Consider the following 13,892-nt stretch of genomic DNA (forward strand, 5'->3'; position numbering starts at 1 on the left):
AGATATCGACCAACGCAAAGGAGTTTATTGCAATGGCCACCAAGGCAGTTACCGACCTCAGCTTCAAGGACGACGTCATCAACAGCGACAAGCCCGTGCTCGTCGACTTCTGGGCCGAATGGTGCGGCCCGTGCAAGATGATCGGCCCGGCCCTGGAGGAAATCTCCGAGGAGCTGGCCGACAAGGTCACCATCGCCAAGATCAACATCGACGAAAATCCCGATGCACCCGGCCAGTATGGCGTGCGCGGCATCCCGACGATGATCCTGTTCAAGAATGGCGAAGCGGCCGCGACCAAGGTCGGCGCCGCACCCAAGAGCGCGCTCAAGGGCTGGATCGAAAGCGTCCTGTAAGCGGCTGAGCGTGTCGGCCTATGTCAGCGGGATCATCACCGATTGGGCATAGGCCGGCCGGGTGCGCAGCCGGTCATACCATGCGCGCACATGCGGCACGTCGGGCCGCTCCATGTCGAGCGTGAAAAAGCTGTGGGCGTAGACGCCCATCGGCACGTCTGCGACACCGAAGGAGACACCTGACAGCCAGGGCTGCACCGCAAGTGTGCGGTCCAATATCCGCATCGCCGCTCCGGACGCTGCTGCCGATGCCGCCAACAATTGCCCGTCTCGTTGTTCGGGTGAGATGCGGACAAGTTGCAGGAAAGCGTCGCGCTGGGCGTCCGCAAAGCTGAATTGCCAGTCCATCCACTTGTCCCCCTGTGCCCGCTCCGCCGGGTCGATCGGCCAGAGGACAGGGGCGTAGCGCGCCGCCAGATAGCGCAGGATCGCGTTGGATTCCCACAGGGTGACGTCGCCATCCTCGATCGTGGGGATCAGCCTGTTGGGGTTTTTCGCCAGATAATCGGCACTCATGCCAAATTTGCCGCCGACGTCATGGCGGACGTAGGGGAGGCCGATTTCGTCGGCGAACCAGGCTACCTTCTTCACATTATGCGAGTTCAATCGGCCCCAGATCGTCAGCATATCATGTCCTTCAATCGAGCAGCGTCGCCGCTGCCTTGTCCCACAAGCGGGGCGAGGATGCTCCCATCAGCCCGCGCCGCAAGTCGCCCACCTTATAGGGCGTGCCGTCAAGCCGCTGGCAGCAGCCACCCGCTTCATTGACGAAGAGGGTGCCGGCCGCATGATCCCAGGGCAGGACGCGCGCAAAGACCGACACGTCATTCTGCCCCAGCACCAGCCGGGGATATTGTTCGGCGGCGCAGCGGGGAATGTCCACCAGCGTGAAGATGGCCTGCGAGCGGCGCTCCATGTCGGCGCGTTCCTGCGGGTCCATGAATATGGTGGAGATGGCCGCAACCGGCAGGTCGCTCTCGGTTTCGCGGGCCTGCACCTGCTGACCATCGACATGGCTGCCGCCGCCCAGCATGGCATGGCAGAGCCGGCCGGTCAGCGGATCGAGTATCCAGCCCGCCAGCGTTGTCCCGTTATCCGCCAGCGCCACCATGATGCCGAAGGGCGGATTGCCCGACGCGAAATTGCCGGTGCCGTCGATCGGGTCGATGATCCAGTTCAGCCCGTCGCCCGCCCGTTCCAGTATCGCCGGGTCGGCGGCACAGGCTTCCTCGCCGATGACAGCGGCTTCGGGCAGGATCGCGGCCAGCCCTTCGGCCAGGCGAATTTCGCTTTCCTTGTCGGCGATGGTGACGAAATCATTCGCCGCCTTCTCGCTGATCTCATCGCTGGAGAGGTTGCGGTAGCGGGGCATGACGATATCACGCCCCACATCGCGCATCAGGGCAACGACGGGTTCATGCAGTTCCAGCATCAGCCGCCCCCCTTTAGCTGCGATAATCCGCGTTGATCGAGATATAGCCATGGGTCAGGTCGCAGGTCCAAACCTGCGCCCGGCCTTCGCCAAGGCCGAGGTCGACGCCGATCAGGATATCCTGGCCCTTGAGGTGGGCGGCAACCGGCGCCTCGTCATAGCCTTCGACTGCCAGACCGCCAGTCGCCACCTGCGTTGCGCCGAAACGGATCGACAGCTTGTCACGGTCGGCCGGCTCGCCCGCCTTGCCAACGGCCATGACGACCCGGCCCCAATTGGCATCCTCGCCGGCGATGGCGGTCTTGACCAGCGGGGAGTTGGCGATGGACAGCGCGATGCGATGGGCGCTGGCGTCGCTCTCCGCCCCTTCGACGCTGATGTCGATGAACTTGGTCGCGCCTTCGCCGTCCCTAACGACCAGATGGGCGAGCCGGCGGCAGAGATCGGTGAGCGCGGCATGGAAGGCATCGGCGCCGGCATCGTCCATCGACGTGAGCGGCGCATGGCCGGCCTTGCCGGTGGCGAAGGCAAGAACCGTGTCGCTGGTGGACGTGTCGCTATCCACTGTGATGCAGGAGAAAGTCTTGCGATTGGCAGCCGACAACATCTGTTGCAGCAGGGCCGGGGCGATGGCCGCGTCGGTGAAGATATAGCCCAGCATCGTCGCCATGTCGGGCGCGATCATGCCCGACCCCTTGATGATGCCGACCAGTTCGACCCGCTGGTCGCCGATCATCGCCGACACATGTGCGCCCTTGGCATAGGTATCGGTGGTGCCGATCGTGGTCGCGGCTTCCTCCCAGCCGCAGGTCGCGGCGGTGAAGGCCGCATCCAGCCCGGCTTCGGCCTTGTCGATCGGCAAAGGCACGCCGATAACCCCGGTCGAGGACACGAAGATGTCCGACGGCTGGCAGGACAGGTGATTGGCGACCTTGGCCGCGATCGCCTCCACCGCCGCGCGGCCGCGATGGCCGGTAAAGGCATTGGCATTGCCGGCATTGACCACCAGCGCGCGAGCCGAGCCGAGCGGGATGGCATCGCGGCACCATTCGACCTCGGGGGAGGGGCATTTGCTCTGCGTCGTGACCCCGGCGACCGCTGTCCCCGCGTCCATCTCGACATAGGTAAGGTCGCAGCGCGTCCACGCCTTATATCCGGCGCGCGCGGTGCGCAACGTCACCCCGTCAATCGCGGGCAGGATCGGGAAAGTGGCCGGGGCAAGGGGGGAACGTTGCATTTTGTCTCGCCAATATTGAAGCTCGGCCTCTCTTTAGGCAGACACTATCGCGGAACAAACATATTTCTGGGGAAATGCGGGAATGAACGGGGTCCGGTGCAACAACGGCAGCTTGGCGCATGGCATGGCGTGCCTTTCCGCCATTTTCCTGGCCGTTATGGCCACGACATCGGCATGGGGCGCGACCAAGTCGCAAGAGGCAGCGACAAAACCGGAGCCTCTGGAAGACCCCGGCCGCTGGTTCGGTCCGGATGACTATCCCCTGGCTGCCAGCCTCGACGGGCTTGAAGGCAAGACGACATTCAAGCTGGACGTCGGGCCGGACGGGCGGGTCACATCCTGCACCATCACATCAGCAGTGGTCTGGAATCGCTGGACGAGACGGCCTGTACGATTTTACGACAGCGCGCACGTTTCAAGCCGGCGCTCGACCGCAAAAATGTGCCAGTAGTCGGCAGCTATGGCGGCAGGATTGACTGGCGGTTGCCTGAAACGAATGCGGCCGGCATCGCCGAATACCCAAAACGGCTCCATCTCAGCTATGATGTCGATGAAAGCGGCGCCGTCGAAAATTGCAGCGTGAAGGAGAATGTGGGCAATGCGACCTTCATTGCCAAGCTGGGCAAAGCGGTTGACCCGTGCGACGTGATGACCCGCTCCAAGCGCCTGAACCCCGTCATCGATGCCGATGGGAATGCAGTGGCCGCCCATGTGGAAACCATTCAGGAGACGCGTATCACGCCGCGTTGACTGTCCTATACTGATCCGACTCGTTACAGTCGGGACGGCGTTTCTGGTTTCAGATAGAGCCGGCCCACACCATCGGGCATTGCCAGCATGCGATAGCCATGCCGGCGCGCATAGGCATCGAGGGCATCGTCGGGGCGCATCGGCAATTTGCGCGTCCCGCCCTCATAGCCGGTCAGGATAGCGGCGGGCGGCGCGCGGTCGAGGTCGCCCAGCGTTGCCGGGATCATCGCATGCACCTGCCGCGCCAGCACCGGTCCCATCGTCCAGCCGGTGCGCCAGGCGAAAGGGCCGGCGGCAAAACGGGGGTCGAGATCAAGGCCGCTGCCCAGGATCATGTGCGGGGAGAGCGTCACGACATCGGAGCCGCCGCCCATGGCGCGAACGGTCTTTCCTGCCCAGCGTGCGCCAGTGTCCGCCGCCAGCACCGGCGATCCATTGCGCGCCATCGCAACGACATCACGGACGGTTGCCAGCAGGCCGGGAATGGCCGCCAGGCAGAGCAGGCCGAGCAGCGCCTGACGCCGGGTGAAGGACCAGCGCCGCGCATCCTCCAGCAGATAGCCGATCGCCAGTGCCAGCGGCGCGAGCAGCGGCATGACATATTGCACCTGCGATGGTGTCGGCAGCGCTGCACCGATCAGGGCGCCAACGGTCATCCAGATTGCCAGCCGTCGGCCGGGTGAGCGAACCCGCCCCCGCGTTGCGATCCAGTTGGCGCAAAGCAGGATGAGCGCGATGAGTGCCGGCCCCTTCCACAGATATTTGAGGAGATCGGCCAGTTTTTCCCACAGGCCCAGTTCGCCGAAGGCGCCATTGGCGGCATACCAGGCATGCGGCGCGGTCGCGCCATATGTCAGCACGCCGTAGAAGAAGGCATCCGGCGCCACCGCCCAGATCAGGACCATGGGAGCCATGCCCGCTGCGGCGCCAAGTGCCAGACACGAGGCCGCCCTGAAGCCGCAACGTCCGCCGGTCAGCAGGACGAACAGGCCGGTCATCAGGCCCAGGGGCGCGAAATTCAGTTTGGTGGCAATGGCAAGGCCGAACAGGGTGCCGGCGGCGAACCAATATTTGCCGGTGCAATGGCGCAGCGCGAGCAGGCTGACCAGCAGCCCCATGGCGGACAGGAGGGTCGGCAACATGTCGTTGCGCACCACCGCGCCGGTAAACTGGAAGGCCGCAGTCGCCGCAACCAGCAGCGTGGCGATGGCCGCACTGTCGCGAGATACGCCGGCGACCCGCTGCGCAATCCAGAGCGTCGTCAGCGTGCAGAGCGCCGTCACCGCCGTCGCCAGCCGCATCGCCAGCACCATATCATCGGGAAAGAGCCAGGCCAGCGGCGCATAGGTCCAGGCGTGGAGCGGCGGCTGAAGATAGAGGAAGTCGCGGAAGATCAGCAACCGGCTGCCAAAGTAGGCGCCGGCGACATATTGGCTTTCATCATGGTCGAACGGGGTCGCGATGGCGGTCATGCCGAACCAGAGGGTCAGCGCCATTGCCATCAATAGGGCGACCGGCAGGGCACGGCTGCGTACCGGCCCCAGAACGAATGAACGATACAATCTTGCGACCCTTGTTCTTGTGATGCTGTTGTGGCGCAGCTTGCGCAGCGTGCAAAGCCCCCCGCATCCCGCAGACGGCACTGCCCGACGAAAACCGCCTGCCGCAGGATGATGACAGCGATGCGACAGGGCGGGTTAAGCCGCAGTCTGATTGACTAAAGGATGTGCCGTGCCTAAATCGCGGCGCATATCTGCGTGCGTCTCTCACAAGGAGGCGGAACGCTCCCCTTTTGTCAGGAATTTGCATGTTCGGCGCACTCGCCAAGTCCATCTTCGGATCGTCCAACGAACGTTATGTGAAGTCGCTGGGCAAGATCGTCGACCAGATCGCCTCCTTTGAAGGCGCGGTGCAGGCGATGAACGACGAGGAACTGGTCGGCCAGACCGCCCGTTTCCGCGAACGGCTGGCCAATGGCGAAACGCTGAACGACCTGCTGCCCGAAGCCTTCGCAACCGTCCGTGAAGCGGCTGTCCGCGTGCTGGGCATGCGCCATTTCGACGTGCAGATGGTGGGTGGCATCGTGCTGCATCGCGGTGAGATCGCCGAAATGCGCACCGGTGAGGGCAAGACGCTGGTCGCGACGCTGGCCACCTATCTCAACGCGCTGGAGGGGAAGGGCGTTCACGTCGTCACCGTGAACGATTATCTCGCCAGCCGCGACTGCGAATGGATGGGCCAGGTCTATCGCTTCCTGGGCCTCACCACCGGCGTGATCGTTCCTAACATCAGCGAGGACCAGCGGCGCGAAGCCTATGCCGCCGACATCACCTACGCGACGAACAACGAACTCGGCTTCGACTATCTGCGCGACAATATGAAATATGACCGCGCGTCGATGGTCCAGCGTCCCTTCAACTATGCCATCGTCGACGAAGTCGATTCGATCCTGATCGACGAGGCGCGCACCCCGCTCATCATCTCCGGCCCGACCGACGACAAGTCAGAGCTTTACGTCGCCGTCGACGCGATCGTGAAGCAGGTGACCGAAGCCGATTATGAGAAGGACGAGAAACAGCGGACCGTCACGCTGACCGAGGACGGCACCGAGAAGATCGAGCGCCTGCTGGAGGATGCCGGCCTGTTGCAGGGCGCGAACCTCTATGATTTCGAAAATACCGCTGTCGTCCATCATGTGAACCAGGCGCTGCGCGCGGTTGTGATGTTCCGCCGCGACATCGACTATATCGTCAAGGACGGCAAAGTCGTCATCATCGACGAATTTACCGGCCGCATGATGGATGGTCGCCGCTGGTCGGACGGCCTGCATCAGGCGGTGGAAGCCAAGGAAGGCGTCCAGATCGAGCCGGAGAACCAGACGCTCGCATCCATAACCTTCCAGAATTATTTCCGCATGTACCCCAAGCTGGGCGGCATGACCGGTACCGCCGCGACCGAAGCGGCCGAATTCTTCGAAATCTACAAGATGAACGTCGTCACCATCCCGACCAACCGGGCGGTGCAACGCATCGATGAAGAAGACAGCTTCTACAAGAATCTGGACGACAAGTTCCGTGGCATCGCCAAGACCATCAAGGTTCATGCGGAACAGGGCCAGCCAGTGCTGGTCGGCACCGTGTCGATCGAAAAGTCGGAAATGCTTTCGGAATTTCTGACGCAGGAAGGCGTGCCTCACGCCGTCCTGAACGCGCGTTTCCATGACAGCGAAGCGCATATCGTGGCGCAGGCCGGCCGCAAGGGCGCAGTGACGATCGCCACGAACATGGCGGGGCGCGGTACCGACATCAAGCTGGGCGGCAATCTCGAAATGCGGGTCGAGGACGAACTGCGCGACATGCCGGAAGGGCCGGAGCGCGACGCCGCGATAGCCCGGATCGAAGCCGAGATCGAAATCGAGAAGCAGGAAGTGCTGGCCGCCGGTGGCCTGTTCGTGCTGGCGACCGAGCGGCATGAAAGCCGCCGTATCGACAACCAGCTACGCGGCCGCTCGGGCCGTCAGGGCGACCCCGGCCTGTCGCGCTTCTACCTCAGCCTCGACGACGATTTGATGCGCATCTTCGGCCCGGACACGATGTTCGCCAAGATGATCCGTTCGAACCTGGAAGATGGCGAGGCGCTGCCGCCGTCCAAATGGCTCAGCAAGGCGATCGAAACCGCGCAGAAGAAGGTCGAGGCCCGCAACTACGACATCCGTAAGCAGGTCGTCGAATATGACGACGTGATGAACGACCAGCGCAAGGTCATCTACGAACAGCGCAGCGACATCATGGACAGCGACACCGTGGACGATGTCGTTGTCGACATGCGCCATGAGACGGTGAACGATCTGGTCGGCGCATCCTGCCCGCCGGGCACCTATCCCGAACAGTGGGACATGGAGCGCCTGAAGGCCCGCACCGCCGAAATACTGGGCCTGGAGCCCGATTTCGACGCCTGGCTGGCCGAGGATTCGGTCGATCCGGAAATGATCGAGGAACGGCTGTCGGCTATGGCGGACGCTGCGATCGCGGAAAAGGTCAAGGAGGTGGATGCTTCCGACTGGCACATGATCGAAAAGTCGATTCTGCTCCAGAGCCTTGACCATCACTGGAAGGAGCATCTCTCGACGCTCGACGCCCTGCGGCAGGTCGTGCATCTGCGCGCCTATGCGCAAAAGACGCCGATCAACGAATATAAGCAGGAAGCCTTCGCCCTGTTCGAGCGGATGTTGGAAAATATCCGCGAGGACGTGACCGGCTCCATCGCCCGCGTGCAGTTCCGCATGGAACAGCCGCCGCTGGAAGATTACGGCCTGCCGGTCCTGCCGGACTTCATCACCACCCATATCGACCCCTTCTCGGGCGAGGATAACAGCGCGGATATCGACGCCGGCAGCTTTGGCGGCGTCACCACCACCATCCCGCGTACGCCCGTCGGTGCCGCGCCGGCCGGGGAGTTCGCCAATCTGGACATCAGCCGCAACGCACCTTGCCCCTGCGGTTCGGGCCAGAAATACAAACATTGTCACGGCGCGCTGGCCTGAGCGAAATCATGAAGGGCCGGACCACAAGTCCGGCCCTTTCGTCGATAATGGCCCGTTAACCAGCGATCTTAGCACTTCCTCAATCTTCCCGATCGACTGTGCTCCCATCCCGGGGGGCAACCGGGAGAGAGGGTATGGACAGTCTATCCTATCAGGCGCGCGTGGAACGCCGCCGTGAAAGTCGCTATGCCGCCGAGGTGGATGCGACGCTGAACTGGGATGGCATCAGCCAGCCCGTCATCATCCGCAATATTTCCATATATGGCGCGCTGCTGACCGGCACCTGGCTGCCGCCCGTAGGCGAATGGGTGACGTTGATAACCGATGGCCTGGAAGTATGCGGGACGGTCATCTGGGACGGCCCCGATCGCTGCGGCCTTCTGCTCAGCCGCCCCATTGATCCGCTCGCCGTGATTGCCGAGGCAAGCCTGCACAGAATGGATCGCCCGCTCTTCACCGCCGAGCGCGCAACTCCCAGCCATTACGCCTGAGTATGTCGCTGCCGAAGAGGGAAAAGGGGTGGCGGACAGGGTGGGATTCGAACCCACGGTGAGCGTAAACCCACGGCGGTTTTCAAGACCGCTGCCTTAAACCACTCGGCCACCTGTCCGTTGAAGCGCTTCCTAGCGTGCCGGACGGCATTGCCAAGCAAAAATCGCGACCTGCACGGTTCATCGCCTTAAGCGACCGGCAATCGCAATAAAGGATTCACCTGCCGCCCTGCCTGTGCAACAACAAGGGGATGAGGGATTCTTTGCGTTCGCCCGTCCTGTCCTTGTTGCTCGGCCTGACCGCCATCACCGGCGGTAGCGTCGCCATTGCCCCTGCGCAGGCGCAGGATAGTGCCGATTTCCGGGCCTATCTGGAAAGCCTGCGGCCCAAGGCGCGCGCCATGGGTATAAGGGACGCGACGCTGGACAGCGTTTTTCCGTCGCTGACACCCAATCCCCGTGTCGTCCAGTTGGACCAGAGCCAGCCGGGCGGGGGCGCCTATTCGCCGATACCCAATTTCGAGCCTTACCGCCGCCAGCATGTCGATGCTGCGCGGATCAGCCGCGGGCGCATCGCCTATCAGGCGAACCGCGCACGATTGGCCCGGATCGAGGCGGAGACGGGTGTGCCGGAGGAGATCATGGTTGCCATCTACGGCCATGAAACCAATTATGGCAGCTATACCGGCGATTTTGATCTGATCCGGTCGCTGGCGACCTTGTCCTGGGAAGGGCGCCGCCGGACCTTGTTCGAGCCGGAATTGCTGGCGACGCTCAAGATGCTGGACAATGGCGTGCCGCGCAGCCGGCTGGTCGGCAGCTGGGCCGGCGCGACCGGCTATCCGCAATTCCTGCCATCGGTCTATCTGCGCATCGCCAAGGATGGCGATGGCGACGGAAAGGCCGATATCTGGACCAGTGAGGCCGACGCGCTGGCCTCCATCGCCAATTATTTCGTCCAGTCGGGATGGCGCAAGGGCCAGCCCTGGGGCGTGGCCGTCAGCGTACCCGCCAGTTTCAACCGCGCCTCCGTTGCCGCCAAGACCGAACCGGCGCGTTGTCCGCGTGTGTTCAACCGGCACAGCCGCTGGCTGACCATGGCGGAATGGCGTAAGCTCGGCCTTTTCCCAAATAGCGGCGTGTGGCCGGCCGATGGCATCATGGCGACGCTGCTGGAACCCGATGGGCCGGGCAAGACGGCCTATCTGCTGACCAGCAATTATCGGGCGATCCTGGATTATAATTGTTCCAATTTCTATGCCTTGTCGGTGGGATTGCTGGCAGATGCCGTCAAACAATAAGGGGCTGTTCGTCACGGCCATGATGCTGGCTCTGGCCAGTGGCAACGCGAGCGCCGCGCAGCCGCAGCGCGCCGTCGTGGCCGGGACGGGGGCCATGGTTGGCGATACGCCTGCGCCATTGGGCGCGCCCTATGCCATAGGCGGCGTCACCTACACGCCCGCCGATCCTGTCTCCTATGACGAGGTCGGCTATGCCAGCGAAAGCGCGGATGGCAGTCAGGGTGGCGCGACGGCGAGTGGCGAGGCGTTCGCGCCTGCCGCCATCACGGCCGCGCACAAGACACTGCCGTTGCCCAGCTATGTCGAGGTGACGGCGCTGGATAGCGGGCGCACGATCCTGGTGCGGATCAATGATCGCGGGCCGATGCGTAATGACCAGTTGATCGCGCTGTCGCCGGGCGCGGCATCGCAGCTTGGTGTCAGCGGGCAGGCCATGGTCCCGGTGCGGGTGCGCCGGGTGAACCCGCCGGAGCAGGAACGCGCTGCGTTGCGTGGACAGGGACGGGCGGCCGAACGACTGGAGACGCCGGCCGCGCTGCTCCGCGTGCTGCGGACCAAGCTGCCTGCCATCCACAGCGCGGCGGCGGCTCCCGTCAGGACGGTCGCGAGCGTAAAGCCGAAACCTGTTGCACCCGCCCCCCGGCCGGCCGTGCCGACTAGGGCTGGCGCCGATTTCGATCAGGCTCCGCCGCCGCCTCGCCCGATTGCGAAGCCGACGAAACCGGCACCCAAAGCGGTTCAGCCAGCCCCGGCAGCGCCGCGCACCGGAGGCTATATCGTGCAGGTGGGCGCCTTCTCGTCTCAGGCTCGGGCCGAGGCTCTGGCAAAAAGCATCGGTGCGCGTGCGGAAGCGGGCAATGGCCTTTGGCGTGTGCGCCTTGGCCCCTATCCCTCGCAACAGGCCGCGCAAGCCGCAGCCAGGGGCTTTGAGAATGCCCGCATCATGGCTAATGACGCGCGATAGAGATCGCATGAGCATGAGCGATTCCATCTTAATCGAAGGCAGTTTCCGATGAAGAAAAGCGTTGCAGTCCTCCTCGCCGCCGGGCTGCTGGCCCAGCCGCTGATCGCGGCCGCGCCGCCCTATACCAGCGAAGCGCCGATCGCTTATATGAAGGATCTGTCGTCGGGCGCCGTGCTGTTCGACAAGGGTGGCGAAACCCGCATGCCGCCGGCTTCCATGGCGAAGATGATGACCGCGCACGTCGCCTTCCGCCTGATCCAGAAGGGCGAACTGAAGCTCGACACCAAATTCACGGTGCGCCCGGAAACCTGGCAGCAATGGCATGGACCCAAGGCGGGATCGACCATGTTCCTGGCCGTCGGTGAGCAGGTGTCGGTGGAAAATCTGCTGCACGGCATCGTTACCCTGTCCGGCAACGATGCCTGCGTCGTGCTCGCCGAGGGTATTGCCGGCACCGAACAGGCTTTCGTCGCGCTGATGAACGAGGAGGCCAAGCGCATGGGCCTCAAGAACAGCCATTTCGGCACCAGCAATGGCTGGCCAGATGAGGGCGTGACCTATGTGACCGCCGAGGATCTGGCCAAGCTGGCACAGGCGACGGTCGAGGAAACGCCGGACCTCTACAAGAAATTCTACGCCACCCGCTCCTTCACCTGGGGCAAGACCATGGGTGGATCGGACATTCAGCAGGGCAATCGCAATCCGATCCTGGGCAAGATCGCCGGGGCCGACGGCCTGAAGACCGGTCATACCGAGGAAGCCGGCTTCGGTTTCACCGGTTCGGCCGAGCAGGACGGCCGCCGCCTGGTTATGGTGGTGGCGGGTTTGCCGACCTTCAACGGCCGCATTACCGAGTCGGTGCGCTTCATGGACTGGGGCTTCCGCGCGTGGAAGGCGCAGCCGCTGTTCAAGAAGGGCCAGACGGTCGAGACGGCGGCGGTCCAACTGGGCAGCGCAACGAGCGTGTCGCTGGTGGCGCCGCAGAACCTGGCGGTTACGCTGCCGCGCACGGCGTCCGCCAATGTGCAGGTGAAGGTGGTCTATACCGGTCCGATCAAGGCGCCGATCGCCAAGGGCCAGCAGATCGCCCAGTTGATCGTCCAGACGCCTGATACCCCGCCGCAGATCATGCCGCTGGTCGCGGGTGAGGAAGTGGCCGAAGCGGGCATTTTCGGCCGTCTGTGGAACGGCCTGAAGTCGTTGTTCGCTTGACGCCCCAATCACCAGATAGCGGACGGTTCATCACGCTGGAAGGCGGCGAAGGGGCGGGCAAGTCCACGCAGCTTCGCGCGCTGGCGGCGGCGTTGCGTGCGCGCGGGTTGGACGTGGTCGAGACGCGCGAACCCGGTGGGAGCGAGGGGGCGGAAGCGATCCGCGCCCTGCTGCTGACCGGTGGCGCCGATCGCTGGAGCGCGCGCGCCGAAGCTTTGCTGTTTGCGGCGGCTCGGGCGGATCATATCGAAAAGACGATCCGGCCGGCGCTGGAACGCGGTGCATGGGTGTTGTCCGACCGTTTTCTGGATTCCAGCCGGGCCTATCAGGGACAGGGCGACCTGACCGATAGCGACATATTGACGCTGCACCGGATCGGCAGCGCAGGTTTCCTGCCCGATCGCACATTGCTGCTGACTTTGCCGGAAGAAGAAGCCAGCGGCCGGGCGCGCGTACGGGACGGGGACGCGGCCGACCGGATCGGCGGCCGTGCGAGCGATTTTCACCTTGCCGTCGCCGGCGCCTTCACGCGCTTCGCACATGAGGAAAGCGACCGCGTCCATGGCGTCGATGCCTCCGGCCCGGCCGAGGTGGTGACGGTGCGGCTGCTGGACGCGATCGAAGACCTGCTGCCATGACAAGATTGCTCGGCCATGACGCGCAGGCCCATACGCTGATGACGGCGGCGCGTAGCGGGCGGATGCACCATGGCTGGATACTGGCCGGGCCAAAGGGTATCGGCAAGGCCAGCTTCGCGCGCGCGCTGGCGCTGCGGTTGCTGGCCGACGCAGCCGGGCCGCCGATCGCGGAAGAAGGGCTGTTCGTTCCCGAAAGCCACCCGATCCGCCGCCTGATCGAGGCGTCTGCCCATCCTGACTATGCCGAACTGGCGCCGCTGGAGAAGGAAACTGGCACTGCGCGCAATATCAGCGTGGACCAGATACGCGGGCTGCAACGACTGATCCAGTCGGCGCCGTCGCTGTCGACACGCCGCGTGGTGGTGATCGACAGCGCCGACGATCTGGAGCGGGGCGCCGCCAATGCGCTGCTCAAGACGCTGGAAGAGCCGCCGGCGGACATGATCTTCCTGCTGGTCAGCCATGCGCCGGGCCGGTTGCTGCCGACGATCCGGTCGCGTTGCCGCACCTTGCGGTTCGATCCACTGGATGCCGCCACGATGCGCGCGGTGCTGAAGGCCAGCGACGAGACGCTGTCGCCGCAGGAAGTCGACGCACTGGTCCGCGCCGGCGAGGGATCACCGGGGCAAGCGCTGCGCTATGCCGGCCTGAACCTGTCGGAGATCGAGCAGGCGCTGAGCAGTCTGGCGACCCACGGCGACGAGGGCAACCGGCAGCGGCAGGCGTTGGCGAAGGCGCTGGCGCTCAAGGCAGCCAAGCCGCGTTACGAGGCATTTCTGGAGCGCGCACCCGCCTTCATCGCGCAGGCGGCGCGGACGCGGCAGGGGAAGGCGCTGGGCCAGGCGCTCGACCATTGGGAAAAGGCGCGGCACCTGGCGGGGGGCGCCGTGATCCTGTCGCTCGATCCGGCCGCGGTCGTGTTCGAACTGGCAGGGCATGTTGCGGCGCTGGCGCCATCGCACGCATAAAGC

14 protein-coding genes and 1 tRNA gene are annotated in these 13,892 nt (G+C 64.2%); 10 read left to right on the top strand and 5 right to left on the bottom strand.

Translation table 11 applies throughout. The annotated features are described in order from the left end of the window. Positions 1-26: 26 nt before the first annotated feature. Positions 27-353 carry a thioredoxin TrxA gene (trxA, locus tag ACNHGR_RS04285; protein ID WP_327196607.1) on the top strand — a complete coding sequence of 109 codons (327 nt, stop codon included), beginning with the start codon at positions 27-29 and terminating at the stop codon, positions 351-353. Positions 354-371: 18 nt separating this feature from the next. Here trxA and ACNHGR_RS04290 read toward each other — a convergent pair whose 3' ends face one another. The 3 genes from ACNHGR_RS04290 to argJ are packed head-to-tail and all read right to left on the bottom strand — an operon-like array spanning position 372 to position 3,022. Further along, entirely contained in the window at positions 372-980 is a 609-nt protein-coding gene (locus ACNHGR_RS04290) for a glutathione S-transferase family protein (protein WP_475284249.1), read from the bottom strand. A 10-nt stretch (positions 981-990) separates the two neighbouring features. Continuing rightward, positions 991-1,785, bottom strand: a complete 795-nt coding sequence (locus ACNHGR_RS04295; protein ID WP_475284250.1) for an inositol monophosphatase family protein — start codon at positions 1,783-1,785, stop codon at positions 991-993. 13 nt (positions 1,786-1,798) lie between these two features. Further along, positions 1,799-3,022, bottom strand: coding sequence for a bifunctional glutamate N-acetyltransferase/amino-acid acetyltransferase ArgJ (argJ, locus tag ACNHGR_RS04300; RefSeq protein ID WP_475284251.1), 1,224 nt, complete (start codon positions 3,020-3,022; stop codon positions 1,799-1,801). Between the two features lie 124 nt (positions 3,023-3,146). Here argJ and ACNHGR_RS04305 point away from each other — a divergent pair, with 124 nt between their 5' ends. Next, the gene (locus ACNHGR_RS04305; RefSeq protein ID WP_475284252.1) at positions 3,147-3,473 is read left to right on the top strand and encodes an energy transducer TonB; all 327 of its coding nucleotides are present in this window, start codon (positions 3,147-3,149) and stop codon (positions 3,471-3,473) included. Between the two features lie 32 nt (positions 3,474-3,505). Next, entirely contained in the window at positions 3,506-3,772 is a 267-nt protein-coding gene (locus ACNHGR_RS04310) for a hypothetical protein (RefSeq protein WP_475284253.1), read from the top strand. Positions 3,773-3,795: 23 nt separating this feature from the next. Here ACNHGR_RS04310 and ACNHGR_RS04315 read toward each other — a convergent pair whose 3' ends face one another. Then, positions 3,796-5,334: an ArnT family glycosyltransferase gene (locus ACNHGR_RS04315; RefSeq protein ID WP_475284254.1), complete on the bottom strand. Its 1,539-nt coding sequence runs from the start codon at positions 5,332-5,334 to the stop codon at positions 3,796-3,798. Between the two features lie 245 nt (positions 5,335-5,579). On the opposite strand from ACNHGR_RS04315, the gene secA reads away from it, so the two are divergent. Both secA and ACNHGR_RS04325 read left to right on the top strand, forming a co-directional pair. Next, complete coding sequence (gene secA, locus ACNHGR_RS04320; RefSeq protein ID WP_184264949.1) at positions 5,580-8,315, top strand: preprotein translocase subunit SecA; 2,736 nt, start codon at positions 5,580-5,582, stop codon at positions 8,313-8,315. 134 nt (positions 8,316-8,449) lie between these two features. Beyond that, positions 8,450-8,806, top strand: coding sequence for a PilZ domain-containing protein (locus ACNHGR_RS04325; RefSeq protein WP_475284255.1), 357 nt, complete (start codon positions 8,450-8,452; stop codon positions 8,804-8,806). 29 nt (positions 8,807-8,835) lie between these two features. On the opposite strand, the gene ACNHGR_RS04330 is transcribed toward ACNHGR_RS04325, so the two are convergent. Next, positions 8,836-8,925: transfer RNA gene (locus ACNHGR_RS04330), tRNA-Ser, on the bottom strand. Positions 8,926-9,069: 144 nt separating this feature from the next. Between ACNHGR_RS04330 and ACNHGR_RS04335 the strand changes: the two genes are divergently transcribed. The 5 genes from ACNHGR_RS04335 to ACNHGR_RS04355 are packed head-to-tail and all read left to right on the top strand — an operon-like array spanning position 9,070 to position 13,889. After that, a complete protein-coding gene (locus ACNHGR_RS04335) occupies positions 9,070-10,107 on the top strand; it encodes a lytic murein transglycosylase (protein WP_475284256.1) in 1,038 nt (345 codons plus the stop codon). Further along, positions 10,091-11,071 (top strand): septal ring lytic transglycosylase RlpA family protein, encoded by a 981-nt coding sequence (locus tag ACNHGR_RS04340; protein ID WP_475284257.1) that lies wholly within the window; start codon positions 10,091-10,093, stop codon positions 11,069-11,071. The genes ACNHGR_RS04335 and ACNHGR_RS04340 overlap by 17 nt, the downstream gene beginning before the upstream one ends. Before the next feature lie 48 nt (positions 11,072-11,119). Then, positions 11,120-12,283 (top strand): D-alanyl-D-alanine carboxypeptidase family protein, encoded by a 1,164-nt coding sequence (locus ACNHGR_RS04345; RefSeq protein ID WP_475284258.1) that lies wholly within the window; start codon positions 11,120-11,122, stop codon positions 12,281-12,283. Continuing rightward, positions 12,280-12,921 carry a dTMP kinase gene (gene tmk, locus ACNHGR_RS04350; protein ID WP_475284259.1) on the top strand — a complete coding sequence of 214 codons (642 nt, stop codon included), beginning with the start codon at positions 12,280-12,282 and terminating at the stop codon, positions 12,919-12,921. Before ACNHGR_RS04345 ends, tmk begins: the two co-directional genes overlap by 4 nt. Continuing rightward, positions 12,918-13,889, top strand: coding sequence for an AAA family ATPase (locus ACNHGR_RS04355; RefSeq protein WP_475284260.1), 972 nt, complete (start codon positions 12,918-12,920; stop codon positions 13,887-13,889). Before tmk ends, ACNHGR_RS04355 begins: the two co-directional genes overlap by 4 nt. The last annotated feature ends 3 nt before the right edge of the window (positions 13,890-13,892 follow it).

The sequence above is a fragment of the Sphingobium sp. RS1 genome (assembly GCF_056156825.1).